This is a genomic window from Nonomuraea sp. NPDC003214 (genome assembly GCF_053590035.1).
The window spans coordinates 52,195-76,058 of sequence record NZ_JBSFSX010000022.1 but is presented as its reverse complement, the minus strand read 5'-3'; the positions used below and the strand labels follow the sequence as shown (position 1 = coordinate 76,058).

Annotated in this window: 26 protein-coding genes; 12 read left to right on the top strand and 14 right to left on the bottom strand. The window is 73.5% G+C overall.

Annotated elements, in window-relative coordinates; genetic code table 11:
* Window positions 1-22: 22 nt before the first annotated feature.
* The 3 genes from ACWDXC_RS41185 to ACWDXC_RS41175 all read right to left on the bottom strand — a co-directional run bounded on the left by ACWDXC_RS41185 (window position 23) and on the right by ACWDXC_RS41175 (window position 3,558).
* Window positions 23-634 (bottom strand): TetR/AcrR family transcriptional regulator, encoded by a 612-nt coding sequence (locus ACWDXC_RS41185; RefSeq protein ID WP_449991770.1) that lies wholly within the window; start codon window positions 632-634, stop codon window positions 23-25.
* Between the two features lie 7 nt (window positions 635-641).
* Window positions 642-2,192 (bottom strand): MFS transporter, encoded by a 1,551-nt coding sequence (locus ACWDXC_RS41180; protein WP_449991767.1) that lies wholly within the window; start codon window positions 2,190-2,192, stop codon window positions 642-644.
* Window positions 2,193-2,283: 91 nt separating this feature from the next.
* Window positions 2,284-3,558, bottom strand: a complete 1,275-nt coding sequence (locus ACWDXC_RS41175) for an MFS transporter (protein WP_449991765.1) — start codon at window positions 3,556-3,558, stop codon at window positions 2,284-2,286.
* A gap of 135 nt (window positions 3,559-3,693) precedes the next feature.
* Here ACWDXC_RS41175 and panB point away from each other — a divergent pair, with 135 nt between their 5' ends.
* A complete protein-coding gene (gene panB / locus ACWDXC_RS41170; protein WP_219510829.1) occupies window positions 3,694-4,521 on the top strand; it encodes a 3-methyl-2-oxobutanoate hydroxymethyltransferase in 828 nt (275 codons plus the stop codon).
* A gap of 87 nt (window positions 4,522-4,608) precedes the next feature.
* On the opposite strand, the gene ACWDXC_RS41165 is transcribed toward panB, so the two are convergent.
* The 3 genes from ACWDXC_RS41165 to ACWDXC_RS41155 are packed head-to-tail and all read right to left on the bottom strand — an operon-like array spanning window position 4,609 to window position 7,025.
* A complete protein-coding gene (locus ACWDXC_RS41165) occupies window positions 4,609-5,529 on the bottom strand; it encodes a threonine/serine dehydratase (RefSeq protein ID WP_449991762.1) in 921 nt (306 codons plus the stop codon).
* Window positions 5,529-5,825, bottom strand: a complete 297-nt coding sequence (locus ACWDXC_RS41160) for an ArsR/SmtB family transcription factor (RefSeq protein WP_308126043.1) — start codon at window positions 5,823-5,825, stop codon at window positions 5,529-5,531. The genes ACWDXC_RS41165 and ACWDXC_RS41160 overlap by 1 nt, the downstream gene beginning before the upstream one ends.
* A gap of 27 nt (window positions 5,826-5,852) precedes the next feature.
* On the bottom strand, window positions 5,853-7,025 hold the full coding sequence (locus tag ACWDXC_RS41155) for a trans-sulfuration enzyme family protein (protein ID WP_449991759.1): 1,173 nt from the start codon (window positions 7,023-7,025) through the stop codon (window positions 5,853-5,855).
* Between the two features lie 60 nt (window positions 7,026-7,085).
* Between ACWDXC_RS41155 and ACWDXC_RS41150 the strand changes: the two genes are divergently transcribed.
* From ACWDXC_RS41150 to ACWDXC_RS41125, 6 genes are read left to right on the top strand one after another with little or no spacing between them, the layout of a single operon-like run.
* Complete coding sequence (locus ACWDXC_RS41150) at window positions 7,086-8,624, top strand: aminotransferase-like domain-containing protein (RefSeq protein ID WP_449991756.1); 1,539 nt, start codon at window positions 7,086-7,088, stop codon at window positions 8,622-8,624.
* Between the two features lie 55 nt (window positions 8,625-8,679).
* Window positions 8,680-9,378 carry an alpha/beta fold hydrolase gene (locus ACWDXC_RS41145; RefSeq protein ID WP_449991754.1) on the top strand — a complete coding sequence of 233 codons (699 nt, stop codon included), beginning with the start codon at window positions 8,680-8,682 and terminating at the stop codon, window positions 9,376-9,378.
* 45 nt (window positions 9,379-9,423) lie between these two features.
* Complete coding sequence (locus ACWDXC_RS41140; RefSeq protein WP_375071804.1) at window positions 9,424-10,311, top strand: ABC transporter ATP-binding protein; 888 nt, start codon at window positions 9,424-9,426, stop codon at window positions 10,309-10,311.
* On the top strand, window positions 10,308-11,018 hold the full coding sequence (locus ACWDXC_RS41135) for an ABC transporter permease (RefSeq protein ID WP_449991751.1): 711 nt from the start codon (window positions 10,308-10,310) through the stop codon (window positions 11,016-11,018). The genes ACWDXC_RS41140 and ACWDXC_RS41135 overlap by 4 nt, the downstream gene beginning before the upstream one ends.
* A gap of 8 nt (window positions 11,019-11,026) precedes the next feature.
* Window positions 11,027-12,229, top strand: a complete 1,203-nt coding sequence (locus ACWDXC_RS41130) for a sensor histidine kinase (RefSeq protein WP_449991748.1) — start codon at window positions 11,027-11,029, stop codon at window positions 12,227-12,229.
* Window positions 12,226-12,831 (top strand): response regulator transcription factor, encoded by a 606-nt coding sequence (locus ACWDXC_RS41125; RefSeq protein WP_219510847.1) that lies wholly within the window; start codon window positions 12,226-12,228, stop codon window positions 12,829-12,831. The genes ACWDXC_RS41130 and ACWDXC_RS41125 overlap by 4 nt, the downstream gene beginning before the upstream one ends.
* Before the next feature lie 6 nt (window positions 12,832-12,837).
* Here the strand turns inward: ACWDXC_RS41125 and npdG are convergent, their stop codons facing one another.
* Complete coding sequence (npdG, locus tag ACWDXC_RS41120; protein WP_219510850.1) at window positions 12,838-13,491, bottom strand: NADPH-dependent F420 reductase; 654 nt, start codon at window positions 13,489-13,491, stop codon at window positions 12,838-12,840.
* A gap of 164 nt (window positions 13,492-13,655) precedes the next feature.
* Window positions 13,656-14,798 carry a lipase family protein gene (locus ACWDXC_RS41115; protein ID WP_219510851.1) on the bottom strand — a complete coding sequence of 381 codons (1,143 nt, stop codon included), beginning with the start codon at window positions 14,796-14,798 and terminating at the stop codon, window positions 13,656-13,658.
* 182 nt (window positions 14,799-14,980) lie between these two features.
* Between ACWDXC_RS41115 and ACWDXC_RS41110 the strand changes: the two genes are divergently transcribed.
* On the top strand, window positions 14,981-15,559 hold the full coding sequence (locus tag ACWDXC_RS41110; protein WP_219510853.1) for a hypothetical protein: 579 nt from the start codon (window positions 14,981-14,983) through the stop codon (window positions 15,557-15,559).
* Between the two features lie 610 nt (window positions 15,560-16,169).
* On the opposite strand, the gene ACWDXC_RS41105 is transcribed toward ACWDXC_RS41110, so the two are convergent.
* Window positions 16,170-17,120, bottom strand: a complete 951-nt coding sequence (locus ACWDXC_RS41105; protein WP_449991743.1) for a LysR family transcriptional regulator — start codon at window positions 17,118-17,120, stop codon at window positions 16,170-16,172.
* A gap of 73 nt (window positions 17,121-17,193) precedes the next feature.
* Here ACWDXC_RS41105 and ACWDXC_RS41100 point away from each other — a divergent pair, with 73 nt between their 5' ends.
* Entirely contained in the window at window positions 17,194-17,472 is a 279-nt protein-coding gene (locus ACWDXC_RS41100; protein WP_449991741.1) for a CBU_0592 family membrane protein, read from the top strand.
* Entirely contained in the window at window positions 17,469-18,110 is a 642-nt protein-coding gene (locus tag ACWDXC_RS41095; RefSeq protein ID WP_449991738.1) for a cyclase family protein, read from the top strand. Before ACWDXC_RS41100 ends, ACWDXC_RS41095 begins: the two co-directional genes overlap by 4 nt.
* Here the strand turns inward: ACWDXC_RS41095 and ACWDXC_RS41090 are convergent.
* Window positions 18,107-18,283, bottom strand: a complete 177-nt coding sequence (locus ACWDXC_RS41090) for a hypothetical protein (RefSeq protein ID WP_219510860.1) — start codon at window positions 18,281-18,283, stop codon at window positions 18,107-18,109. The genes ACWDXC_RS41095 and ACWDXC_RS41090 overlap by 4 nt on opposite strands.
* A gap of 32 nt (window positions 18,284-18,315) precedes the next feature.
* On the opposite strand from ACWDXC_RS41090, the gene map reads away from it, so the two are divergent.
* Window positions 18,316-19,164 carry a type I methionyl aminopeptidase gene (gene map, locus ACWDXC_RS41085; RefSeq protein WP_219510862.1) on the top strand — a complete coding sequence of 283 codons (849 nt, stop codon included), beginning with the start codon at window positions 18,316-18,318 and terminating at the stop codon, window positions 19,162-19,164.
* Here the strand turns inward: map and ACWDXC_RS41080 are convergent.
* The 4 genes from ACWDXC_RS41080 to ACWDXC_RS41065 all read right to left on the bottom strand — a co-directional run bounded on the left by ACWDXC_RS41080 (window position 19,151) and on the right by ACWDXC_RS41065 (window position 23,599).
* A complete protein-coding gene (locus tag ACWDXC_RS41080) occupies window positions 19,151-19,540 on the bottom strand; it encodes a sensor histidine kinase (RefSeq protein ID WP_357586411.1) in 390 nt (129 codons plus the stop codon). The genes map and ACWDXC_RS41080 overlap by 14 nt on opposite strands.
* Window positions 19,541-19,692: 152 nt before the next feature.
* A complete protein-coding gene (locus ACWDXC_RS41075) occupies window positions 19,693-21,678 on the bottom strand; it encodes a cytochrome c oxidase assembly protein (RefSeq protein ID WP_449991733.1) in 1,986 nt (661 codons plus the stop codon).
* A complete protein-coding gene (locus ACWDXC_RS41070) occupies window positions 21,675-22,268 on the bottom strand; it encodes a copper resistance CopC family protein (RefSeq protein ID WP_449991731.1) in 594 nt (197 codons plus the stop codon). Before ACWDXC_RS41070 ends, ACWDXC_RS41075 begins: the two co-directional genes overlap by 4 nt.
* A 47-nt stretch (window positions 22,269-22,315) precedes the next feature.
* The gene (locus ACWDXC_RS41065; protein WP_449991728.1) at window positions 22,316-23,599 is read right to left on the bottom strand and encodes a helix-turn-helix domain-containing protein; all 1,284 of its coding nucleotides are present in this window, start codon (window positions 23,597-23,599) and stop codon (window positions 22,316-22,318) included.
* Between the two features lie 62 nt (window positions 23,600-23,661).
* Here ACWDXC_RS41065 and ACWDXC_RS41060 point away from each other — a divergent pair, with 62 nt between their 5' ends.
* Window positions 23,662-23,796, top strand: a complete 135-nt coding sequence (locus tag ACWDXC_RS41060; RefSeq protein ID WP_281427312.1) for a hypothetical protein — start codon at window positions 23,662-23,664, stop codon at window positions 23,794-23,796.
* The last annotated feature ends 68 nt before the right edge of the window (window positions 23,797-23,864 follow it).

Here is a 23,864-nt window from a genome sequence, read left to right as displayed (position 1 = left end):
CGGCCCCGGCCGCCGCGAGGGCTCAGGGCCGGGGCAGCAGGCCGGCGAGGACCCGGTCGACGACCCGCTCGGCCAGGTCGGCCGGGAGGTCGCCGGCGGGGCCCCACTTGGTGTACCAGACCATGGCGCCCGACAGCAGCGCCATGCCGACCTCCACGTCGAGGTCCGGGTCCAGCTCTCCGGTGGCGACGCCGCGCGCCAGCACGTCCTCCATGGCCCGCCGGCGCGGCTCGACCGCCCGCTTGAAGAAGCGCTCGGTCAGGCGCGGGTGCCGGTCGGCCTCGCCCATCACGACGTTCATGATGCACCGGGAGCGCATCGACCGGCCGCTCTCCAGCCGCATCACGTCGACCAGCGCGATCAGGTCGTCGCGCACCGACAGACCGGCCAGCGGCGGCAGCGGCGCCTTCAGCGTGGCGAGGGCGTCGACGACCAGGTCCTCCTTGTTGGACCACCGCCGGTAGATCGTCGTCTTGCCGACACCCGCCCGCGCGGCGATCGCCTCGATGGACAGCTCGGAGATCCCCATGCCGTCGGCTATCAGGTCGAGGGTCGCCTCGACGATCGCCTTCTCGGCCTTCTCGCTGCGTGGGCGGCCCGCTGGGCGGGTCGTCACCGGTTCCCGGATGGTCATCGAGGCCTCACACTACCGCTGGTTCCTTCTGCTCCGCCTGCTGCGCCGGCCGGGGCTTTCCCGGCATCCAGCGTGCCACGACGGCGATGCCCACCAGGCCGATGGCCGCCGACACCCACGCCGTGGTGTGCATGCCGTGGACGAAGGCGTCGAAAGCGGGCTGCAGCAGGGCCTGGCCGCGCTCGCCGAGCGACCGGGCGACCTCGACGGTCGCCATGACCGACTCGCCGCCGGCGTGCTGGACGTCGGCGGGCAGCCCGGCCAGCGCGGGCGCGATCTCGCCCCGGTAGCTGGAGGACAGGACGGAGCCGAGCACGGCCACGCCGAGCGCGCCCGCGACCTGCCGGACGGTGTTGCTCATGGCCGAGCCGACGCCGGCCTTCTCCCGGGGCAGCGACTCCATGATCGCGGTGGTGGCGGGCGGCATGACGTTGGCCATCGCCGCGCCCTGCACGAAGAACACCGCCTCGATGAGCACGATCGGCGTGTTCTGGTCGAAGAAGGCGTAGGAGGCCAGCGCCAGCGTGACCACGATCAGGCTGACCGTCGCCGAGAGCTTGGCCCCGAACCGCTGGGTGATCCGCTGGCTGAGCGGCGCGAAGATGAGCTGCGCCGCCGCGAACGGGATCATCAGCGCCCCCGCCTGCACCGGGCTGTAGTCCAGCACGATCTGCAGGTAGAAGGTCAGGAAGAACATCCCGCCCATCATCGCGAAGAAGACGATGCCCATCATGCCGATGGCCGAGCTGAACCGGACGTTGCCGAAGCTGCGCACGTCGAAGACCGGGTTGTCGATGCGCCGCTCCCACCAGACGAACACGGCGAGCACCGCCAGGCCGGCCAGGGTGGGCACGAGGACCTCGGCGGAGGCGATCGTGGCCAGCTCGCCGCCCCGGATGATGCCGTAGACGACGGCCACCAGGCCGACGATCGACAGCAGCACGCCGACCGGGTCGAGCCTGGACGGCTTGGGGTCACGCGACTCGGGCACGACGGTGGCGATGAGCACGAGGCTGATGAGCACGATCGGCACGTTGATCAGGAAGACCGAGCCCCACCAGAAGTGCTCGATGAGCAGCCCGCCGGTGATCGGGCCGACCGCCACGGCGAGGCCGACGCCGCCGGCCCAGAAGCCGATGGCCTTGCCGCGCTCGCCGGGCGGGAAGACGTTGGAGATGATGGCCAGCGTGGCGGGCATGATGGCCGCGCCGCCGATGCCCATCGCCGCCCTGGCCATGATGAGCTGCGTGGGGTCCTGGGCGTAGGCGCTGGCCAGTGATGACAGGCCGAACAGCACCATGCCGACGAACAGCATGCGCTTGCGCCCGGTGCGGTCACCGATCACGCCGAAGGTGAACAGGAGCCCGGCGAACACCAGCGTGTAGGAGTTGATCGCCCATTCCAGCTCGCTCTGCGTCGCCCCCAGCCCCGCCACCGGGTCGGCGATGGTCTTCATCGCCACGTTGAGGATCGTGTTGTCGATCACGACCGCCAGCAGGCTGAACACCAGCACGCCGAGGATGGCCCAGCGGCGTGGGTGTCCTGTGTTCTCGTCCATCAAAGGGAAGCCTTAATTTCGATACGGCAATGTTTCGCTACGCCACCGTATCGCAAGGCATTCCGATACGCAACGGTATCGTTTCGTTAACTCAGGCGGACACCTCGTCCGGCACCGTCTCCGGGGCCGTCTCCGGGACCGTGTCCCGGCGCTCCGCCGCCGTGCCGCCCTCGCCACCCTTGCCGCCACTATCGCCGCCCCGGCTCGTACCGCCTCGCCAGAACGGCAGCGCCACCAGCACCATCAGCACCGCGACCAGCCCCGCCACCGCGAACGCCCAGGCCGAGCCGTGCGCGTCGATGACCGCGCCCGCGATCGGCGCCGAGGCCGCGCCGCCGATGAGCAGGGCGGTGCCGTGCAGCCCCATCGCCTCGCCCCTGGCCGCCGCCGGCACCCAGCGGGTCATGGTCTCGACCGTGGACGACAGCGACGGCGCGCACAGCAGGCCGGCGGGCAGCAGCGCCAGCACCAGCCACCACCAGCCGCCCGAGACCAGCCCCACCGGGACGGTCAGCAGCCCCATGCCGCCGATCAGCACCAGCGGCGAGAACCCGCGCGACAGCCCGCCGTAGACGAACCCGCCGATCAGCGAGTAGAGGCACCAGATGCCGACCGCCAGCCCGATCCACTCGGTCTGGCCCGCGCCCTCGATGCTGCCGACCAGGGCCAGCTCGCTGGCGGTGAGCACGAACGTGGCGGCGGCCGTGGTGCCGAGCAGCGCGGCCAGCCGGGGCGTGAGCCACTGGCGGCGCGGCACCTTGACGACCGCCTCCGCCAGCTCCGCCTCCGACCTGATCGGCGGGTTGAGCACGATCAGCGCCAGCCCCGAGCCCGTCAGGCCCACGGCGATGAAGGCCAGCGTCGGCCCGCTGCCGAACGCGGTCATGCCGAACACCGCCAGCGCGGGCCCGGCCATGTAGGACAGCTCGACGAACATCGAGTCGAGCGAGAAGGCCACCCGGCGCTGGTCCAGCGGCACCATGGCGGCCATGCACTGCCGGATCACGCTGAACACCGGCAGTCCCAGCAGCCCGGCCAGGGCCGCCGCGGGGATCAGCGCCGGATAGGGCAGCGAGGGCGCCGCCGCCCAGAACGCGGCCTGCGCGGCCGTGGTGACGATCAGCACGGGACGGAGCCCGTACTTGTCGACGAACCTTCCCGACAGCGGCGAGCCGAGGGCCATGCCCACGGTGCTCGCCATCGTGACCACGCCGGCCTGGGTGTAGCCGAGCCCGAGGCCCTTGACGACATGCAGCGTCAGGGCCATGCCCGTCGCCGTCGAGGGCACCCTGGCCAGCAGGCCGACCAGGAGCAGAACGCCCACACCGGGCAGCCGGAACAGGCGCCGGTAAGGTTCGATAGCCATGGTGATTGCTTACCTCCCGAGCCATTGTGTCAAGGAGCACCGACACTTTCGCCACCGGTTTGTTCCGCGTGACATCATCGGGAGGAGTCCGGGGACGCCACCGGGGCGCCTCGAGACGTTTCTGGAGGCTGACCCATGTCTTCACCGTCCCTCTACGGCGGCGTCACCGGCCGCCGTGTCACCGTCCGCGACCTCGCCGCCGCCAAGCAGCGCGGAGAGCGGTGGCCCATGGTCACCGCCTACGACGCGATGACCGCCCGCGTGTTCGACCGCGCGGGCATCCCCGTCCTGCTCGTGGGCGACTCGGCCGCGATGGTCGTGTACGGGCACGACTCGACCCTGCCGGTCACCGTCGACGAGTTGCTGCCGCTGACCGCGGCCGTGGTGCGCGGCTCGTCCCGCGCGCTCGTCGTGGCCGACCTGCCGTTCGGCTCCTACCAGTCCTCGCCCGCGCAGGCGCTGGAGACGGCGGCCCGCTTCATGAAGGAGGCGGGCGCGCACGCCGTCAAGCTGGAGGGCGGCCGCCGCGTGCTGCCCCAGGTCGAGGCGCTGACCGGGGCCGGCGTGCCGGTCATGGCGCACCTCGGGCTGACGCCGCAGTCGGTCGGCACGCTCGGCGGCTACCGGGTCCAGGGGCGCGGCCAGGCCGGCGACGAGCTGATGGCCGACGCCAAGGACCTGGCCAGGGCCGGGGCGTTCGCGCTCGTGCTGGAGTGCGTGCCCGCCGACCTGGCCGAGCGGGTGACCACGTCGCTGGCGATCCCCGTGATCGGCATCGGCGCGGGCCCCGCCACGGACGCCCAGGTGCTCGTCTGGCAGGACCTCATGGGGCTGACGCCCGAGCCGGCGCGGTTCGTCAAGCGCTACGCCGACCTGGACGCCGACCTGGAACGGGCGGTGCGGGAGTTCGCCGGCGACGTCGCCTCCGGGGCCTTCCCCGCCGCCGAGCACACCTACCGCTAGCGTCCCTTCCCGGCCGTCGTCCCGGGAGGGACGCGCGCGCTCGCACGGCGCCGCCGCCGGGACGGGGTCACGCCCGTCCCGGCCTGCTCAGAGGGTGGCCGGGTCGGTGTTGGAGCCGCACACCAGCACCGCGACCCGCTCGCCCGGCGCGGGCTCGTACGCGCCCGACAGCAGGGCGGCGTACGCGGTGGCGCCCGCGTGCTCGGCGACCACGCGGTGCTCGGCCCACAGCGTGTGGCGGGCCGCCACGATGGCCTCGTCGCTGACGAGCACGCTGCGCGCGCCCGCCCCGGCCAGGATGCCGTAGGCGAGCTCGCCCAGGCGGCTGGCGCCCAGCGCGTCGGCCGCCACCCCGCTCACCTCGACCGGGACCGGCCGCCCGGCCGCCAGCGCGGCGTGGAAGGTGGGGATGCGCTCGGGCTCCACGGCCACGATCCGCGGCCCCTCGCCACCCGCCGCGCCGGCGCCGACGGTTGTGCCCGCGGCGAAGCCGCCGCCGCCCACCGCCACCAGGACGGTGTCGACGCCGCCGGTCTGGGCCATGAGCTCCAGCCCGGCGGTGCCCTGCCCGGCGACGACCTCGGGCTGGTCGTAGGCGTGCACGGGCAGCGCGCCCGTCTCGGCGGCGCGCTTGGCGGCGGCCTCGGCCGCCTCCGCGTAGATGGCGCCGGTCTGCGTGATCTCCGCGCCGAGCGCGCGCAGCCCGGCGACCTTGACCGCGCTCGTCACCTCCGGCACGAAGATCTCCGCCCGGACGCCGAGCGCGCGGGCGGCATAGGCGACGGCGAGCCCGTGGTTGCCGCCGCTGGCCGCGATCACCCCGCTGTCCGGCACCTCCCCGGCCGACAGCAGCCGGTTGAACGCGCCCCGCACCTTGAACGACCCGGAGTGCTGGAGCAGCTCCAGCTTGAGGATCAGGCCGGGCGACACCTCGAGGACCGGGGTGCGCAGCACGTGCCCGTCGATGCGCCCGGCGGCGGCCACCACGTCCTCGTACGACACCGGCATCACAGTTCCTCCACGATCGTCCGTTTGAGCTGTGCCATCCGCTCCTCGTCGCGCCGGTAGAACACCCACTGCCCGATGCGCCTGCCGCGGATGAGCCCGGCACGCTCCAGGATCTTCAGGTGCCCGGTGGCGCTCGGCTGGGTCATGTCCAGCTTGTTCGCGATGAACTGCGCGCATACCCCGTCGTCCACGAGGTCGCCGTGGACCTGGGGCGGGAAGTGCGCGACCGGGTCCTTGAGCCAGCTCAGGATGAGCAGCCTCGGTTCGCTGGCGAGCGCGCGCAGATCGGACAGCACTTAGGCATTTTCCTAAATGCCTAAGCGTTATGTCAAAGCCTGCTCGATGTCGGCCCAGAGGTCCTCCGGGTGCTCGATGCCGACGGCGATCCGTACCGTGCCCTCGCCGATCCCGTGGCGTGCCAGCTCCTCGGCGGGCAGCGCGCGGTGGGAGGTGGTGGCCGGGTGCAGGACGAGCGTCTCGACGCCGCCCAGCGACGGGGCCAGCAGCGCGAGCCGTACCGAGCGCATGAACCGCTCCCCCGCGGCCCGCCCGCCGGTCAGGTCGAAGGCCAGCACGCCGCCGAAGTCGGGCAGCAGCTTGCCCGCCAGCTCGTACGACGGGTGCGAGGGCAGGCCGGGCCAGTGCACGGCGGCCACGGCGGGGTGCTCGGCGAGCCGGGTCGCCAGCAGGCGGGTGTTGGCGCAGTGCCGTTCCATGCGCAGGGCGAGCGTCTGCAGGCCGCGCAGCGTCAGCCAGGCCGCGAACGGGTCGGCCGACGCGCCGAGCTCGATGGCGAAGTGCCACGTCTTCCGGTGCAGGGCGTCGTCGGCGAACACCGCGAGGCCGCCGACGACGTCGGTGTGCCCGGACAGGTATTTCGTCGTGGAGTGCAGGACGATGTCGGCGCCGTGCTCGATCGGGCGGCACAGCATGGGCGTGGCGAAGGTGTTGTCCACGGCGACCGGGACGCCGAGCTCGCGGGCCGCCGCGCACATGCCGGGCAGGTCGGCGACGCGGCCCATCGGGTTGGCGATCGTCTCCAGGTAGACGAGGCTGGTCTCGGGCCGCACGGCCGCGCGCAGGGCGTCGGGGTCGTTCTCGGGGACGAAGCCGACCTCGATCCCGAACCTGGCCGCCAGCTCGTTGATCATCGCCGCGGTGCCGCCGTACAGGGCCTGCTGGGCGATCAGGTGGTCGCCGGGCTTGAGCAGGCCGAGCAGGACGGTGCTGATCGCGCCCATGCCGGAGCCGGTGGCGATCGCGGCGGCGCCGCCCTCCAGGTCGGCGACCGCCTCCTCCAGGGAGCGGACGGTCGGGTTGCCGTAGCGGCCGTAGACGAACGAGCCGTCGGGGCGGCTCATCGCGTCGGCCATGACCGCGGGGTCGTCGAAGACGAATCCGGACGTCTGGTACAGGGGGACGGCGATCGGGCGGCTGCCCTCGACCGGAGGCTGGGGCAGGTGGACCGCTCGGGTTTCGGGGCGGTATGCGCTCATGACGGTAAGCGTCTCCGGAAATGCCGTGGTAAGTCAGGGCCAATCTGACAAAATTGGTTCATGAATGGGGCCAATCTTGATGGTCTCGTCGACCTGCTGGGCCGGTGGGCGTCCGGGCGCGGGCCGCTCTACCTGCTGCTGGCCGCCCGGCTGCGGGCCCTCGTCGACGACGGCGTGCTGGCCCCGGGCGAGACGCTGCCGCCCGACCGGGCGCTGGCCGCGCGGCTCGCGGTCGGCCGGGGCACCGTGGTGGCCGCCTACGACCTGCTCCAGCAGGAGGGCCGGGTGGTGCGCCGGCAGGGCAGCGGCACCCGGGTCGCCCCGATGGACCTGTCCGCCGCCCGCTCGCTGGACGGCGTGCCCGCCAACCCGCTGCTCATGCACATCCTGCATCCGCCGGACGGCGTGGCGCTGCTGACCTGCGCCGCCCCCGACGAGCCGCCGCCCGAGCTGGCCGAGGCGTACGCGGAGGCCGCCGCCGCCCTGTCCGGCGTGCGCGACCTGGGCTACCAGCCCGCCGGGAACGCGACGCTGCGCCAGGCCGTGGCCGACTACTACACCGGCCGGGGGCTGCCCACCACCCCGCACGAGATCGTCGTGACGAACGGCGCGCAGCAGGCGCTCACCCTGCTCGCCGGGCTGCTGCTGACGCCGGGAGACACGGTTCTGACGGGCTCGCCGACGTACCCGGGCGCGCTGGAGGTCTTCCGCCACGCCGCCGCCGTCGTCCGCCCGGCCCGCCTCGATCCCGCCCCCGATCCGGCCCTCGATCCGGCCCTCGATCCCGCCCGCCCGGATTCTGGCGCGGCCTCCGTGCCGGACGTGGCCGCCGCGATGAGGGACCGGCCCGCCCTGGTGTACGCGGTGCCGACGGCGAGCAACCCGACCGGTTCGGTGATGCCCGCCGGAGCGCGGCGGCGGCTGGCCGAGCTGGCCGCCCGGCACGACGTGCCGCTGATCGACGACGAGGTGTGCGCGGAGCTCTGCTTCACCGGCGAGACCCCGCCGCCCCTCGCCGCGTACTCCCCGGGCTCCCCAGGCTCTCCCGGCTCCCCCGGCTCGCGCGGCGAGCAGGTGATCACGATCGCGTCGCTGTCGAAGGTGGTGTGGGGCGGGCTGCGGATCGGCTGGATCCGCGCCCCCGCCGCGCTGGCGTCGCGGCTGTCGCGGCTGCGCGCCGTGCACGACCTCGGCGGCGAGGTGATGGGCCAGCTCGCCGCCGCCGCGCTGCTGCGCCGCCTCGACGGCATCCGGCGGGCGCGCGTGGCGGAGCTGCGCGCCCGCCACGACCACCTCCGCACCGAGCTGCGCGCCCTGTTGCCGTCGTGGTCGTTCGAGCCCGCCGCGGGCGGCCAGACGATCTGGGTACGGCTGCCGCGCGGCGACGCCGACTCCTTCGCCCAGGTCGCGCTCAGGCACGGGGTCGCGGTGCCGCCGGGCCGCTCCTTCGACCCGCTCGGCGGCCACCCCCGTCACCTGCGGCTGCACTTCCTGTTCCCGGAGGAGGAGCTGTCCCGGGCGGTGCGCGCGCTGGCCGCCGCCTGGGACGCCTACGACGGCACGGCCACGCCCGCCGCCCGGCAGCCGCTCGTCGTCTGATCGCCGGTAGCTGACACGCCGCCGCCGGGCGGGCCGGGTGCGGCAAGGTGAGCACATGACGTTCGTGCTCGTACACAGCCCCAGCGTGGGACCGTTCACCTGGGCCCCCGTGGCGGCGGCGCTGGAGCGCCGGGGCCACACCGCCGTCGTGCCCGACCTGACCGGGGTGACGGCCGGCCCCGCGCCCTACTGGCCGCGCGTCGTCGCCGCCGTGCGCGACGCGGTCCAGGAGACCGCGCCCGGAGGCGGGCCGCTCGTGCTGGCCGCGCACAGCAACGCCGGCCTGTTCGTGCCGGTGATCAAGGAGGGGCTGGGCGAGCGGGTGGTGGCGTGCGTGTTCGCCGACGCCCACCTGCCGCCGCCGCGCGGCCTGGTGCGCCCCGGGCAGGACGACTTCCTGCCGTTCCTGCGCGAGCTGGCCGGCGCCGACGGGCTGCTGCCGCGCTGGACCGACTGGTGGGACGAGCAGGACGTCGCCCCCATGTTCCCGCCCGACGCGGCGGCGCGGGCCCGGGTGGAGGCCGAGCAGCCGCGCCTCCCGCTCGCCTTCTACACCGACCCCGTCCCGGTGCCCGCCGGGTGGGACGCCGTCCGCTGCTCCTGCCTCTGGTACGGGCCGCCGTACGACACCGTGGCCGACGACGCGCGCCGGCGCGGCTGGCCGGTGCTGCACGCGCCCGGCCTGCACCTGCACCAGCTCGTCGACCCCGAGGGGGTGACCGCCGCCCTGCTGAAGCTCTCGCGCAGGTCGTGAATTCCTCACTGCCGCCGCGGCTCCGGCTCCGGAAGAGTCGTCCGCATGACAGCGATTCAAGTGCGGGGGCTCGGCAAGAGCTACGGCGGCTTCCCGGCCGTGCGTGACGTCTCGTTCGAGGTGCCCCAGGGGGAGATCTTCGCGCTTCTCGGCAGGAACGGCTCCGGCAAGACCACGACCGTCGAGCTGCTGACCGGGCTGCGCCGGCCCGACGCCGGGACGGTGCGGGTGCACGGCCTCGACCCGGTCGCCGACCGGGCAGCCGTGCGGCAGCGCACGGGCGTCATGCTCCAGGAGGCGGGGTTCTTCCCCGACCTGACGGTGGCGCAGACCGTCGACACGTGGCGCGGCTTCACCGCCGCGCCCCGGCCCGGCGGCGAGGCGCTGGAGCTGGCGGGGCTGTCGGCCAAGGCGGGCACCCGGGTGCGGCAGCTGTCCGGCGGCGAGAAGCGGCGGCTCGACCTGGCGCTCGCCCTGCTCGGCCGCCCCGACGTGCTCTTCCTCGACGAGCCGACCACCGGCATGGACCCCGAGGGCCGCCGCGACACCTGGCAGGTGATCCGCGAGCTCGCCGGGCGCGGCACCACCGTCCTGCTGACCACCCACTACCTGGAGGAGGCGCAGCGGCTCGCCTCGTCCCTGGCCGTCATGGACGCGGGCCGGATCGTCGCCTCGGGCGGCATGGCCGAGACGCTGGCCGCGCGGGGCGGCCGGGTCGCGTTCCGGCTGCCCGACGGGGTGGACCCGGAGAGCCTGCCGCTGCCCGTCACCCTCGAAGGCGACCTGGCCGTGTGCCGCGCCGACGACCCCGACCTGGCGGCGCAGACGCTGCTGACCTGGGCCGCCGGGCGCGGCCTGCGACTGGCGGGCCTGGAGGTCCGCGCCGCCACCCTCGAAGACCTCTTCCTCGACCTGCCCGGGAGCGTTCGATGACCCTCGCCGCCGCCTACAACCTCGGCACCCGGCTGTTCTGGCGGGACAAGGCCATGCTCTTCGCCTCCGTCGTCACGCCCGTCGGGCTGGCCGTCGGCATGCCGGTGCTCATGCGCAACGTGACCTCCGAGGGCGTGACCGCCGCCACCGAGATCTTCCAGGGCACGCTGGCGATCCTGCTGTCGATCACCACGTTCATGAACATCGCCGTCGCCCTCACCGGCCGCCGCGACCAGCTCGTGCTCAAACGGCTGCGCACCAGCAGGCTGACCGACGCGCAGATCCTGGCCGGGCAGATCGCCAGCACGGTCACGCAGACCGTGGCGCTCGTCGCGCTGTCCACGGTCGCGGTGCGGGTGCTGGCCGACGTGCCGTTCCCGCCCGACCCCGTGCTGTACGCGGCCGCCGTGGTGCTCGGGTCGGCCGTGATGGCCGTGCTCGGCGCCGCCTACACCGCCGCGATCCCCCGTGCCGAGCTGGCCGCCGCGTACACCATGCCGGTGTTCCTGCTCGCCGCGGTGGGCGCGGGCGCGATGCCGATCCCGCTGCCGGGCTGGGCCGACACGCTGCTCGGGCTGCTGCCGACGAGCGCCGTGGTCGACGCCGTCGCCCGCGGGAACGTGCTGGCGCCCGCGATCAACCTGGCCGTCTGGGGGGCCGCCGGGCTGGTCGCGCTGCGGTGGTTCAGGTGGGAGCCTCGGCGATAATCGTGGCCGTGACGTCCTCCCCGGCCTCCTCCGCCGTCTCCTCCGCGTCCTCCGCGTCCTCCGCACGGCGGCTGGCGAGCGGCCTGCTGATCGCCGTGTCCGTGGCCTACTCGATCATCGGGCTGCTCTACTTCCTCACCGGCACGCTGGCGAACGGGCTCGTGGCCAGCGCCGCGATGGCGGGCGTCGTCGGGCTGAACCACGTCAACATGCGGGCCGCCCTGCGCGGCGGGCGGCCGCCGCTGTTCCCGCTCACCGTGCTGCTGCAGGCCGTGGTCACCTACCTGCCCGACTACCTGCTGCCCGCAGGCTACTCGGCGGTGGCCGCGCCGATGCTCGCCGGCGCCGCGCTGGTGTTCCTGCCGCTGGGCTGGGGCGCCGCGGCGGTCGCCCTCATGATGGCCTACATGTGGACCGGGCTCTTCCAGGTCCTTCCGCCCGTCGTCATGCTCTTCTACCTGATGACCGTCCCCATCACCGGCGCGCTCAGCTACGCCCTCGTCCGGTTCGTCCGGGTGTCGGCCGACCTGGAGGAGGCCAGGGCCGAACTGGCCGAGGCGGCCGTGCTCAAGGAACGGCTGCGCATCTCCCGCGACCTGCACGACGGGCTGGGCCACAGCCTCACCGCGATCGCGCTCAAGGGCGACCTGGCCGCGCGCCTGATCCCCCGCGACCCCTCCGCCGCCCACGGCGAGGTCGCCGCGCTCGTCAAGGTGGCCAGGGAGGCGGCCCAGGACGTCCGCCAGGTGGCGCGCGGCTACCGCAGGCTGTCGCTCACCGGCGAGGTCGACCGCGCCGTGGCGCTGCTGGAGTCGTCCGGCGTGAGCTGCCAGGCGCACCTGGCCGACGCGCCGCTGCCCCGGCACGCCGACGAGACGCTTGCCTGGGCCGTCCGCGAGGCCGCTACGAACGTCCTGCGCCACACCCGCGCCACCACCTGCACGATCACCACCTCCGCCCACGCCGGCCGGCTCCGCCTGGAAGTGGCCAACGACGGCGTCACCCCGCCCGCCGCCATGTCCAGCACCCTGCCCGCCACCGTGCCCGCCGGGTACGCGCATCCGGTCCCCGGCGGCGCGGCCGTCACGGAGCCGCCCGCCGGGGGCGGGCTCGTCGGGCTGGCGGAGCGGGTGGAGCAGGCGGGCGGCACGTTGCACGCGGCGCGGTCGGGCCCCGACGGGTTCCTGCTGGCGATGGAGGTGCCGGCGTGATCCGGGTGCTGCTGGCCGAGGACATGCACATGATCCGCGCCGCTCTCACGGCGCTGCTGCGGCTGGAGCCGGACCTCGAGGTGGCCGCCGAGGTCACGCGCGGCGACGAGATCGTGCCCGCCGCCCTGCGGACGCGCCCCGACGTGGCGATCGTCGACATCGACCTGCCGGGCGTCGACGGCATCACCGCCGCCGCCGAGCTGCGCGAACGCCTCCCGTCGTGCCGGATCCTGGTGCTGACCGCGCTGGGCCAGCCGGGCCAGGTGCGGCGCGCGCTGGCCGCCGGCATCGAGGCGTTCCTGGTCAAGGACGCGCCCGGCGACCGGCTGGCCGACGCCGTCAGGCGCACCGCCGCCGGGCTGCGCGTGCTGGACGCGGAGCTGGTGTCGTCGGCGATGGAGTACGGCGAGAGTCCGCTCACGCCGCGCGAGGCGACGGTGCTGAAGGAGGCGGCCAGGGGCGCCCCCGCCGAGGAGATCGCCGCCCGCCTGCACCTGTCGCCGGGCACCGTGCGCAACTACCTGACGGGCGCGATCACGAAGACCGGCGCCCGCAACAAGATCGACGCCATCCGCATCGCCGAGGACGCCGGCTGGCTGTGACCGCCGTCAGATGTCGGTGATCCGCACGCCGGCGTGCGCCTTGTAGCGGCGGTTCACCGAGATGAGGTTGGCGGTCAGCGCCTCGACCTGGTGGGCGTTGCGCAGCCGCCCGCCGTAGACGCCGCGCACCCCCGGGATGACCCCGGCCAGGGCCTGCACGGTGTCGGTGGCCTCCCGGTCGTCGCCGAGCACCAGCACGTCGAGGTCCACCTCGTCCACCGCCGGATCCAGGAGCACGACGGCCGACACGTGGTGGAACGCGGCCACCACCCGGCTGCCGGGCAGCACCGCCGCCGCCTGCTGGGCCGCGCTGCCCTCGGCCACGGGCAGCGCGTAGGCGCCCTGCTTGTCGAACCCGAGCGGGTTCACGCAGTCCACGACGATCTTCCCGGCCAGCTCGGCGGTCAGCGATTCGAGCAGCGCCTTGTGCCCGTCGTACGGGACGGCCACGATCACGATGTCGGCGCCGGCGGCCACGTCGGCGTTGGCGCCGCCGGTCGCGCCGGAGCCGATGGACTCGGCCGCCTCCCGCGCCCGTTCGGCGCTGCGCGACCCGATCGCCACCTGGAGCCCGGCCAGCGCGAACCGGCGCGCCAGCCCCTTCCCCTGGTCGCCGGTGCCGCCGAGAATGCCGATGGAAAGCCCGCTCACGTCAGTCATAGGCTCGATCATGCCAGTCCGGCAGGTCACCGCGTCCCTCCGGGGCCGCCGCTGCCCAGGGGCCCGGCCGGGAAGCCGGGCCCGCTGGGGTGGCGGGCCCGCTGGGGTGACGGGTCCGGTGGGGTGGCGGGTCCGGTGGGGTGGCGGGTCCGGTGGGGTGGCGGTCAGCAGTTGCCCGACGCGGGCAGCCCGTATAGGCGCAGGGCCAGCCACTCGATCGCGAGCGGCCCGCCCTGGACGGCGCCGAGCACGTGGCTGGAGGCCGACAGCGACGCCCAGCGGACGTTCGCGCCGGCGGCGCAGTACTCGTCGCGCAGGGTCGCGCCGACCGCGTGCGGGATCGTCTCGTCGCCGCGCGCGTGATAGAGGAACAGCGGCACCCTCGGCGTGGCCGAGCCGAGCCGGTTCTCGGCGAGGCGGGCCAGCCACTTGGGCTGGTTCAGCAGGTCGACGGGGCTCAGGTCGGCGAAGCTCAGCCCGGCGAGCTCGTCCAGGTCGCCCACGCAGTCGTCGGCGGCGTCGGCCAGCAGCGCGCGGCCCCGCTCGTTGAGGTCGGCCTCCAGGTCGAGCTCCGGGTAGGCGGCGTCGAGCCCGACGCCGGCCGCCGCGGCGAGGCCGAAGTCGGCGGTGCCGTCGAGGTGGTCGGCCACCGCGTGCAGGTCGGCGGGCACGCCGCCCGCGGCGACGCCCTTGAGCCGCAGCTCCGGCGCGTACGAGGCGTGCAGCTCGGCGGCCCAGCCGGCCGTGGCGCCGCCCTGCGAGTAGCCCATGACCGCCACCGGCGCGCGGTCGGACAGCCCCGCGCCGGGCACGCGCGTCGCGGCCCTGATCGCGTCGAGCACGGCGTGTCCCTGGGAGACGCCCGCCATGTACGTGTGCTGGCCCGGCGTGCCGAGCCCCTCGTAGTCGGTCACGGCGACCGCGAAGCCCTTGAGCAGGAGCAGGCTGACGAACGCCAGCTCGGCCTCGGTGCCCTGCCGCATGGCGGCCGACGGCGCGCACTGGTCGCCCAGCCCGTGAGTGCCGGGCGCGTAGCCGACGATGGGCCGCCTGCCCAGCGGGTAGCCGGCCTTGGGCACCAGGAGCGTGCCGGAGACGGCGTTGGGCTGACCGGTCGCGGAGGTGGAGCGGTAGACGACGTGCCAGGCGTTGACCGGCACCTTCAGCAGTTCGCCGGGCAGCAGGTAGACGGTGGTCGGCTCGGCGGAGACGACGTCCCCCGCCGACTCCGCCCGGGCCGGGGCGGCGACGAGAGACATGATCAGTAACAGGGCGATGGACATGCTGACGCGGACACGTAATCTCATGTGCCGCCCCTCCTCAGGGTGGGATCGCTCACGGGACGGCGGCGCCGCGAGCCGATCGTTACCCGGGAGTAACCACCTGTCAAGGCCCGAAATGACACCTTCTGTCAGAAGATTTGCGACGCCCGAACGGCACATCCGGGAGAACGGTCACCGAAACGGCACCAGTCATGCACCATGGGTGGATGGACTCAGGATCGGTCAGCCTCCTGCGCGAGCTCCTCGCCGATACCGGCTGGGTGGAACGCACCCGCGAGCTGGGCCGCGCCCTCCGGACCACCCGCACCCCCGGCGGCCTGCTGCTCGTCGGCACCCCCGACGACGAACCCTGGCACCTGACCGCCCACCTCGCCGACGAAGCCCGCCTGTCCGACCTGCCCCAGCTCACCCCCACGCTGGTGCGCTGGTCCCCGCCCCCCGGCGCCCCGCCCCACCTCAGCGTCACCCTCGACCGCATCCAGCAGGCGGCCCGGGGCGAGACGCTGTTCGTCGTCGCCGGGCAGCAGGCGCCCGTCCCGCTCCTCGAACGCGTCGACGACGCCCGCCGCACCGGGGCCACCATCCTCGCCCTGGAGTCCGGCGACCCCGAACTGTCGAGCCTCGCCCACGACTCGCTCGCCGTCCCCGCCCGCGGGCCCGTCACCTTCGACGGCGCCCAGCACCTCGTCAGCACCGCCGCCGGCGAGATCCCCCAACGCCCCGGCCTCCGCGACCGCCTCGCCCGCCTCCTCACCCGAGTGAGCGGCCCCCACATCCCCGACTAGCGGTGCTCACGCCCGTCCGACCGCCCGCGCCTTCGGTGGTGGGCCGGGCCATTGGAGCGGCCAGACCCTCCAGTGGTGGCCGTCCCTTCGGGGCGCCGGGCCCTCCGGCGGTGGCCGTCCCTTCCGGGCGCCGGGCCCTTCTGGGTGCCGGGGCCCTTCGGTGGTGGCCTGCCCTTCGGGGTGCTGGGCCCTCCGGCGGTGGCCGACCTTCCCGTGGACGGCCGGGCCCTCCAGGGTGACCGCCTCGGAGGCAGCCAGGCGGCCCGGCTGAGGCGCGCGTACGTGCTGAGGGCCGCCCCCCCTTCCCGGCGCCGGGTCGGCGAGGGGGTGGACGGCGGAGTTCGGCGCCTATGTACGGCGGCCCGCACGGGCGCCCGCGTACGGCGACCAGCCCAGGACTCGGCCGGTCCGCCGTGTGCGGGCCGTCGCGGGCGGGCCGTCGCAGGCGGGCTGTAGGGGGCGGGCTGTGGGGGCCTCGACCTTCAAGGGGCCTGGACCCTCAGCGGCCAGGCAGTGGGCGAGGGACGGCGGGCGAGGGCCGGCGGCGGGCCTTCCGGGTCACCTGAGCGCCTTCAGTGGCCGGGGCCGGCGGGCTGCAAGCGCAGGCGGGTCAAGGATCCTGCGGTTGGGGGAGGTGGGTGCGGAGGGTGGGGTCGAGGGCGGCGGTGGCGGTGGCGATGGCGGAGATGACGACCGCCTGGACGGGGTCGGGTTCGCCGGAGCGGGTGCGGCTGACGCGGGTGACGGCGTCGATGCGGCGGGAGCCGACGTCGCGGATGTCGGTCACCCGTACCTGGCCTTCGGGGACGTCCAGGAGGGCAAGGGTGGGGACGATGGCGACGCCGTGCCCGGCGGCGACGAGGGCGAGGGCGGGGCCGAACTCGGTGATGACGTGGAGCTTGCGCGGTTCGAAGCCGTGCAGGCCGGCGAGGCGGTCGAGGGCCTGGCCGCTGGCCTGGCCGGGTTCGCCGGTGATCCAGGGGACGTCGGCGAGGTCGGCGACGTCGCGGGGCGGGTCGGTCCAGGAGGCGGGGACGACGATGCGGTATTCGTCGACGTAGAGGGCGCGGGTGGACAGGGACGGCTGGGCGAGCACGGGCAGGCTCATGTCCTGCTCGGTGATGAGGACGTCGACGACGCCGTGCCTGAGTTCCTGGAGGGCGGGCTGGCCGTACACCTCGTGGATGGAGGGGACGATGCGGGGGTGGCGGTCGGCGAGGTCGCGCAGGGCGGGGACGAGCACGTGCGTGATCACGGTGGGGAAGGCGGCGATGCGGACGGGTCCGGCGAGGCGGTCGGTGAAGCGGGTGAGCTCGCGCCGGGCCTCGGCGAGCTCGTCCTCGACGCGTTCGGCGTATCCGGCGAGGACGCGCCCGGCGGGGGTGAGGGAGACGCGGCGCTGGGAGCGGTCGATGAGGGGGAGGCCGACTTCGCGTTCGAGCTGGGCGAGTTGCTGGGAGATCGCCGAGGGGGTGAGGTACAGCGCCTCGGCGGCCCGCATGACGCCGCCCCGGCGGGCGACCTCGTGGAGAATCCGCAGCCGTCGAGGGTCGATCTCCATAAAGGACAGCTTACGACATCATTTAGGATCTTTTATTTGCGCTTTAACCCTATAAATCCGGACAATGGCGCGCATGGATCTGCTCCTCGACGTCGTGGGCTGGATCGGCGCGGCGCTGCTGCTGACCGGCTACTACCTGGTCTCCTCGTCCCGCCTGAACGGGGACGCGGTCCCGTACCAGCTCATCAACCTGGCCGGATCCATCGGCCTGATGGTCAACAGCGCCTACTACGCCGCCTGGCCGTCGGCGTGGCTCAACCTCGTGTGGGCGGCCATCGGCATCGTCGCCCTCGTCAAGCTGGCCCGCCTCGCCGCCGCCAGAACCCCGTCGGAAGCCCAGGAGCAAGGATGATCGTCGAGCTGAGCCACCGCATCACCCCCGGCCTGGTCACCTACCCCGGCATCCCCGGCCCCGAGCTGGGCGTGCACCTGTCGCGGGAGGACTCCAGGAAGGTGTACGCGCCGGGCACCGAGTTCCACATGGGCACGGTCACGCTCGTCGGCAACACCGGCACGTACGTCGACACGCCCTTCCACCGCTACGCCGACGGCCCCGACCTGGCCGCGGTCCCGCTCGGCAAGCTGGCCGACCTGCCGGGCCTGGTGGTGCGGGCGGGCCCGGAGCGCGAGGTGACGGTCGGCGAGGACCTGGACGTACGGGGCCGCGCGGTGCTGATCCACACCGGCTGGGACCGCCACTTCGGCACCGCCGCCTACGCCCACGGCCACCCCTACCTGGCGCCGGAGTCGGCGCGCAGCCTGGCCGAGCGCGGCGCGGCGCTGGTCGGCATCGACTCGCTCAACATCGACGACACCCCGCCGCACGGCGAACGGCCCGCGCACACGATCCTGCTGGCGGCGGGCATCCCCGTGGTGGAGCACCTGACGGGCCTGGGCGGGCTGCCCGCCGAGGGCTTCAGGTTTCACGCCGCCCCGCCGATGATCGCGGGCCTGGGCACCTTCCCCGTACGGGCCTACGCGGTGGTCTAGTCGTCGGCCTCGTCCGCCTCGTCCCAGGTCTTGTTGCGCTCGGCGGCACGCTGCAGGGCGCCGGCCGCCTCCTGCTCGCTCTCGTAGGGGCCGAGCCGGTCCTTGTTGGGGCAGCCCTGGTCAGGCTCGACGCGCATGTGCTTGAGGCAGAACCACCACTGGCCATCGCTCACGTGACCAATTCTGCCCCGTAGACTCGGTTTTCATGACGACTCTGCTCCAGCCCGGCCGAATTTCGCCCATGCGAAAGGTCCCCGCCCACATCGAGCGGCCGGAGTACGTCGGCAAGAAGCGCCCCAAGACCGGCGAGCCCGACGTGAAGACCCCCGAGATGATCGAGCGGATGCGCGTGGCGGGCCGGATCGCCGGTCAGGCCCTCGAAGAGGTCGGCCGGCACGTCCGGCCGGGCGTCACCACCGACGAGCTCGACCGCATCGGCCACGACTTCCTCGTCTCCCACGGCGCCTACCCGAGCACGCTCGGCTACAAGGGCTACCCCAAGTCGCTGTGCACCTCGATCAACGAGGTGATCTGCCACGGCATCCCCGACGACACCGTGCTGCGTGACGGCGACATCGTCAACGTCGACATCACCGCCTACATCGGCGGCGTGCACGGCGACACCGACGCGACGTTCCTGGTGGGCGAGGTCGACGAGGAGTCGCGCCTCCTGGTCGAGCGCACCCGCGAGGCGATGATGCGGGCGATCAAGGCGGTGGCGCCCGGCCGCCAGCTCAACGTCGTGGGCCGGGTCATCGAGGCGTACGCCAAGCGGTTCGGCTACGGCGTGGTGCGTGACTTCACCGGTCACGGCATCGGCACCACGTTCCACTCGGGCCTGATGGTGCCGCACTACGACGACCCGTCGCTGCGGGTGGAGCTGGTGCCGGGCATGACGTTCACGATCGAGCCGATGCTGACGCTGGGCACGATCGAGTACGACATCTGGCCCGACAAGTGGACGGCCGTGACCAAGGACGGCAAGCGCACCGCCCAGTTCGAGCACACGATCGTGGTGACCGACACCGGCAGCGAGATCCTCACTCTCGCCTAGGCACGACCCCTGACACGGTGGTGCCCTCGCCCTCCACGCTGCGGACGGTGAGGGTGCCGCCGATCTCCGCGAACGCGGCCCGCATGCGGGCGATGCCGCGCCCGGACCGGCCGGGTGCGAAGCCGCGGCCGTGGTCGCTGACCGTCATACGCAGCCCCCCGCTGCTGACGGTCACGGCGACCGACACGACGGAGGCGCCGCTGTGGCGCTCGGCGTTGGCCAGGGCCTCACGCATCGCCGTGAGCACGCCTTCGGCGATGGGCGCGGGCACGTCCTCGGCGGGCAGCGCCCACGTCTCGACGGTGACACCGGTGCGCCGCGACCAGTCCGCGAGGTAGCTTTCGAGCGCCTCCGCCAGGCTCTCTCCCCCGCGCATGCGCGTCTCTTCCGTCAACCGACTTCCGCCTTCCTCAGCGCCCCGAACGGGCGCGGCCCGCCTGCGGCCTGGCGGATCGCGCACACCTTCCCCCTTGCCGGAAAGGCTACCCGCCGGGGCCGGAGGGTGGGGGGCAGGAGGGCTCGCGGCGGCTATTCGGTCTTGTCGAGGCGGTTGAGCTTGGCCAGGTAGTCGTTGTAGGAGTTGAGCTCGGGGTCGCCGCCCTCGGCGCGGTCGGCCTTGCGGTCGTCGCGGCGGGCCTTGCGGTCCTCGCTCTGATACCACTGCACGGCGATGGCCAGCAGCACGATCAGCGTGGGGATCTCGCCGAAGCCCCAGGCGATGGCGCCGCCGTTCTGCTGCTCCTGCAGCAGCGGGCCGCCCCAGGAGCGGTCGAGCTGCTCGTACCAGCCGGAGGCGATGACCGAGCCGGTCATCATCAGCGCGATGCCGAAGAACGCGTGGAAGGGCATGGTGACGAACAGCAGCAGCAGCCGTCCGACGTGCGGGAGCTGGTGGGGGCCGGGGTCGACGCCGATGACGACCCAGAAGAACAGGCTGCCGCTGATGAGGAAGTGCAGCGTCATCGCGATGTGCCCGAGGTGCTCCTGCATGGCCGCCTCGAACAGCGGCGTGAAGTAGAGCGCGTAGGTCGACGCGATGAAGATCGCGGTCGCGATGGCCGGGTGGGCGGCGACGCGGACGAACCTGCTGTGCAGGATCGCCAGCAGCCATTCGCGGGGGCCCCGGTCGCCCCGGACGGCGGCCGGCTTGAGCGCGCGCAGCGCGAGCGTGACGGGCCCGCCGAGGACCAGGAAGATCGGCACGATCATGGCCAGCGTCATGTGCTCGATCATGTGCACGTCGAACATGACCTTGGCGTAGCGGGCCAGGCCGGTCTGCGTGGCGATGACGAGCACCACGACGCCGATGAACCAGGACGCGGTGCGGCCCCACGACCAGGTGTCGCCGCGCCGCCGCAGCCTGACCACGCCCGCCCCGTACAGCCCGGCCAGCAGGGCGGCGACGGTGGCGAAGAACAGGTCGAACCACCACAGCGAGGCGATGTTGGCCAGCGAGATCGGCGGCGGGACCGGGTAGCCGAGCAGGTCGAAGGCGCGGTCGGCGGGCAGGCTGACGGGCGGCGGCGGGGTGCGCGCGAGCGCGACGGCCAGGCCGATGGTGGCGAGCATGAGCATCAGCTCGCCGACGGCCAGGCGGGTGAAGGCGCGCGGCGCGCCCGCCTCCAGCGCGACGAGCGTGCGCTGCCGGTGCCACCAGCCGACGTAGCCGAGCAGGACGAACGCGACGGTCTTGGCGACGAGGAGGATGCCGTAGCTGGACGTCCACAGGTCGGAGACGGCGGTGAGCCGGGCGAGCACGCTGAAGACGCCGGACAGGCCGACGCCGATGAAGAGCCATACGGCCAGCCGGGAGAAGCGCTCGGCGGCGATGCCGAGCTGCGGCTGCTTGCGCACCGCGTGCAGGGCGAGCACGCCCAGCCCGCCCACCCACAGCGCCAGCGTCAGCAGGTGCAGCGACAGGCCGATGGTGGCCAGGCCGTGGTTGGGCGAGGACGAGGAGTGGCCGGTGAGCGCCGGCGGCAGCATCGTGATCAGCGAGAACACCAGCAGCGCGCCCGCCGCCCCGGCGGTGATGGCGCCCCGCGAGAACAGCGCGATCGACACCCCGAACAGGATCACCAGCGTCAGCGAGATGCCGGGGCTCTCCTGGGTGGCGTAGCCGACGAGGAAGTCGCGGTTGAGGATCTCCGGCACGGGCTTGGCCCACACGTCGGAGACGCTGAAGACCATGGTGAGGAACGCGGCCCCGGCCCAGGTCAGGGCGGTCCAGGAGGCCGCGCGCAGGTAGTCGAGCGCGCTCGTGCCGAGCAGGCCCTTGCCGGACTTGCCGTTGGGCAGCAGGACCGCCGCCGCCAGCAGGAGCCCGACGGTGGTCACGCCGGCGACGTCCATGAAGAGCTTGGACACCGGCAGGCCCCACCGGGTGAGCACCCCCGAGGAGGGGACGCCGAGGATGATGCGGGGGAAGGCCGCGCCTCCGGCGACCATGGCGACCACGAGGGCGGCGAGCGCCGCCCCGGCCGCCGCAAGCGCGAGACGCGCGGCCCTGGTCACGGCTTCTTCTTCCGTGCGCTGAGCAGGAACCCGATGCCGATGCCGACGAGCGCGCCGACGACGATGATCAGCCAGACGGGGAACGTGCCGGAGCTCTCCTCGGCCGCCGCCTGGTCGGCGGCGGGCGCCGCGCTGGACGGCGCGGCGGAGGGCGCCGTGCTCGCTTCGGCGGTCGCCTCCGCGGTGGCCTCAGCGCTGCTCTCGGCGCTCGCCTCCGGGGACGGCGACGCGCCCTTGACCGTGAACGGGATCTCCCCCTCGATCGGGTGCCCGTCGGAGGAGACGACGCGGTAGGCGATCGTGTACTTGCCGTCGGGCAGCTCGCCCTTGAGCCGCTGCTTCACCACCGGCCCGTCGGACTCGGGGTCGCCGGCCTGGTGCTGGGCGTCGCCGGGCCCGCGCACGATCACGAACGGCATCCGCACCTTGTTGGAGAACTCGAGCGTGACCTCGTCCACGGACTTGACCGTGGCGCCCTTGGCGGGATCACTGCTCTTGAGCGTGTCGTGCGCCTGCGCGGGGGCGGCGGTGGCGAGCACGAACAGGGCGGCGAGAATCGCGGTGAGGGCCGCGAGCGGGGATTTCTTCATGGCACCCCCAAGGCTACCGACGCCGCCGCCCGGTCCGGACTCCGCCGCTACAATCCCGCGCAGGCGAGCGCACGGCGGTAGAGGTCGGCGCTGCCCTCGGCGTCGCCGAGGACCTCCATCGTCTCGGCGGCCGCGTACCAGGTGCGGGCGGCGCGGCGGGAGTCGGGCAGCGGCTCCAGCCAGTCGCGCACCCCGCGCAGCTCGGCCTCGGCCTCGGCCTGCCTGCCGAGCGCGCCCTTGGCACGGCTGAGCAGCAGGTGCGCCTCGGCCTCCAGGGCCCTGGAGTTGCCCGCCATCAGCGCCTGGCCGGCCTCGCCGTGGACGATCGCCTGCTCGTGGTCGCCGGCGATGAGGGCGGCGCGGGCCAGCTCGACCTCGCTGTTGGCGCGGTCGGTGGTGCTGGCGGAGGTCTGGGCGAGCTCCTGGCGGGCGCGCAGCAGCGCCTGGCGCGCCTCCTCGACGGCGGTGGGGCGCAGCCGCAGCAGCATGCTCGCGTACGCCATGCGGATGCGGGCGCTGTTGCGCGGCTGGCCGTTCTCCGTCTGGACGGCCAGGGCGCGCTCGGCCAGGCTCAGCGACTCCTCGCCGTGGCCGGTGCTCTCGGCGACCAGGGCGGCGTTCCAGTAGGCGGCGACGGTGGCCCTGGGGGTGTTGAGCATGTCGGCGGCGTTGAGCAGCTCGCCGGCGAACTGGCGGGCGCGCAGCAGGTCGCCGCTGTCGAGGTAGGCGGCCAGCAGCGTCGCGCCGAACTCGACGAGCGCGTCGGACCAGGCCGGCCGGGCCGGGCCGCCGAGGATGTCCTCGCCGACCTTGACCGCCTCGCTGAGCCGGTCGCTGACGCGGTAGGCGCGGCACAGGGCGATGGCGACCTCGATGCGGCGCTCCGGGCCGAGCTCCTCGGCCTGCAGGCGGCGGAGGATGGAGATCGCCTCGTCAAGGTCACCGCACGCCTCGACGGCGAGCGCCAGGCCGTATTCGGTGTCTTGACGCAGCGCCGTCAGACCTGTCAGGTTATTGTTCTCCAGCAGCTCGGCGAAGCGCGTGCGAGCCTCGCGAACCTCTCCGTTCTCGAGGGCGAGCCTCGCGTAACCGAGTGCGAGTTCGATATCTTCCATCTGCTCGGCAGTCACGCCATTGAGCAGATAGGAGAGCGAACAGTCCAGCTTCTGAGCGAGCAGCTCCAGCACCGAAGGGGTGGGAGTACGTTTGCCGCTCTCGATCAAGGAAACGTAGCTGTCCGACAATTCAGGGTGCGCGAGCTGTGCCTGCGACATGCCGCGCTGTCGCCGGACCGTCTTGATACGGAGTCCGACCAGGTCTGATGTGGTCACAGCCGCTGCTCCCTGAGATGATGATGTCCAAGCAACGCACACCGCCCGAGGGAGAACCCCCCATGCGCACACGTCTTGCCCTGACCGCACTTACCGCCATCTTCACGGCCGTTGTGGCCGTTGGCAGCAATGGTACGACCGTGGTGGCCGAAACGTCTCCTGCCATCGCGCATTTCGAGGTCTCGCCCTGCTGCTGACCCCCGAGGGCTCCCGCTCTCACGAGTCTACGCAACGGCCCGGGAGATGCCGCCTTCCGCACAAGGAG

Coding starts and splice junctions, on each gene's coding strand:
- ACWDXC_RS41185 (WP_449991770.1), bottom strand. CDS start 634: ATGACCATCCGGGAACCGGTGACGACCCGCCCAGCGGGCCGCCCACGC.
- ACWDXC_RS41180 (WP_449991767.1), bottom strand. CDS start 2,192: ATGGACGAGAACACAGGACACCCACGCCGCTGGGCCATCCTCGGCGTG.
- ACWDXC_RS41175 (WP_449991765.1), bottom strand. CDS start 3,558: ATGGCTATCGAACCTTACCGGCGCCTGTTCCGGCTGCCCGGTGTGGGC.
- panB (WP_219510829.1), top strand. CDS start 3,694: ATGTCTTCACCGTCCCTCTACGGCGGCGTCACCGGCCGCCGTGTCACC.
- ACWDXC_RS41165 (WP_449991762.1), bottom strand. CDS start 5,529: ATGCCGGTGTCGTACGAGGACGTGGTGGCCGCCGCCGGGCGCATCGAC.
- ACWDXC_RS41155 (WP_449991759.1), bottom strand. CDS start 7,025: ATGAGCGCATACCGCCCCGAAACCCGAGCGGTCCACCTGCCCCAGCCT.
- ACWDXC_RS41150 (WP_449991756.1), top strand. CDS start 7,086: ATGAATGGGGCCAATCTTGATGGTCTCGTCGACCTGCTGGGCCGGTGG.
- ACWDXC_RS41145 (WP_449991754.1), top strand. CDS start 8,680: ATGACGTTCGTGCTCGTACACAGCCCCAGCGTGGGACCGTTCACCTGG.
- ACWDXC_RS41140 (WP_375071804.1), top strand. CDS start 9,424: ATGACAGCGATTCAAGTGCGGGGGCTCGGCAAGAGCTACGGCGGCTTC.
- ACWDXC_RS41135 (WP_449991751.1), top strand. CDS start 10,308: ATGACCCTCGCCGCCGCCTACAACCTCGGCACCCGGCTGTTCTGGCGG.
- npdG (WP_219510850.1), bottom strand. CDS start 13,491: ATGACTGACGTGAGCGGGCTTTCCATCGGCATTCTCGGCGGCACCGGC.
- ACWDXC_RS41115 (WP_219510851.1), bottom strand. CDS start 14,798: ATGAGATTACGTGTCCGCGTCAGCATGTCCATCGCCCTGTTACTGATC.
- ACWDXC_RS41110 (WP_219510853.1), top strand. CDS start 14,981: ATGGACTCAGGATCGGTCAGCCTCCTGCGCGAGCTCCTCGCCGATACC.
- ACWDXC_RS41105 (WP_449991743.1), bottom strand. CDS start 17,120: ATGGAGATCGACCCTCGACGGCTGCGGATTCTCCACGAGGTCGCCCGC.
- ACWDXC_RS41100 (WP_449991741.1), top strand. CDS start 17,194: ATGGATCTGCTCCTCGACGTCGTGGGCTGGATCGGCGCGGCGCTGCTG.
- ACWDXC_RS41095 (WP_449991738.1), top strand. CDS start 17,469: ATGATCGTCGAGCTGAGCCACCGCATCACCCCCGGCCTGGTCACCTAC.
- map (WP_219510862.1), top strand. CDS start 18,316: ATGACGACTCTGCTCCAGCCCGGCCGAATTTCGCCCATGCGAAAGGTC.
- ACWDXC_RS41080 (WP_357586411.1), bottom strand. CDS start 19,540: ATGCGCGGGGGAGAGAGCCTGGCGGAGGCGCTCGAAAGCTACCTCGCG.
- ACWDXC_RS41070 (WP_449991731.1), bottom strand. CDS start 22,268: ATGAAGAAATCCCCGCTCGCGGCCCTCACCGCGATTCTCGCCGCCCTG.
- ACWDXC_RS41060 (WP_281427312.1), top strand. CDS start 23,662: ATGCGCACACGTCTTGCCCTGACCGCACTTACCGCCATCTTCACGGCC.